This window comes from Bartonella sp. CE47NXGY (assembly GCF_042195415.1).
Taxonomy (GTDB): Bacteria; Pseudomonadota; Alphaproteobacteria; order Rhizobiales; family Rhizobiaceae; genus Bartonella.
In genome coordinates this window covers 1-899 of record NZ_JBHIOI010000192.1, presented here as the reverse complement: position 1 = coordinate 899, position 899 = coordinate 1, and the positions used below count along the sequence as shown (strand labels likewise).

Sequence of the window (899 nt, the reverse complement as noted above, 5' to 3'; positions counted from 1 at the left end):
CTTGGATTTCGAAAAAAATCAATGAACTCATTGAATGGCTGTTTGGTGTCGATTTAATGGAAATAGGCTCCAATCTTATTAATGGGCTTTGGGAGGGCATCAAAAGCAAATGGGATGATCTGTATAACGGTTTTGGCAATATGATGAAGAAATTAACCAGTTGGATGCCTAATTGGGTGAAAGAAAAGTTAGGGTTTAATGTTTCAATAGACAAGACTTCAACGCAGACCATTAAAACCTTTACCGAAGAAACCAATGCACGTGCAAAAAAAATGGTTGATACAGTAGTGGTTACAAATACCCCCCCTGAAAAACGCAAGAGTGGTTTTAATACAAGTGTCGTTGAAACAGGACAAATGCAGGCAACAAATAAAGTAGGTGCTTTTAAAGCTCCAAAGCCCATTACGGTTCATAAACCCGTTGAAGTAGACGCCCGTGTAACCATTACAAATCTAAATATTTCCGTCCCCAATGGTCTCAAGGACGAAATCAGAGACGCTGTCAATCAAGCACTTGAACGCTATGCAAAACAGCAACGTTTAGCCATAGCCTCTAGCCTTTCGGATTAAATACCATGATGTTAGCTTTGGGTGGTTTTATTTTTTCGATTGAAACAGCTGCTTATCAAACACTTGATATGTCTTATGGGGTTCCATGGGTAGAGCAAGGACGATTGGGGCGCAAAGCAGCTCTTCAATTGCCTGCCGTTGCAAATGCGGAATTTTCTTTAACTGGTGTGATTTATCCAGATTTCAAAGGTGGTCACAGACAGCTCGAATATTTACGGCAAATGGCACATGAAGGACCTCACATTCTTGTGACTGGTCAAGGCAAAATCTTAGGTAAGTTTGTCATTCTTTCTGTAGAGGAAAAACAAAGCATTTTTCATCATAATGGCA

Annotated in this window: 1 protein-coding gene and 1 pseudogene; both read left to right on the top strand. The window is 40.0% G+C overall.

Features of this window, described 5'->3' with window-relative positions; all coding sequences use genetic code 11:
* Positions 1–569 (top strand): annotated as a pseudogene (locus ACFIL3_RS10590) (phage tail protein); the annotation flags it as partial.
* A gap of 5 nt (positions 570–574) precedes the next feature.
* The coding region (locus tag ACFIL3_RS10585) for a phage tail protein (protein ID WP_375682260.1) at positions 575–899 on the top strand (325 nt) is incomplete at its 3' end.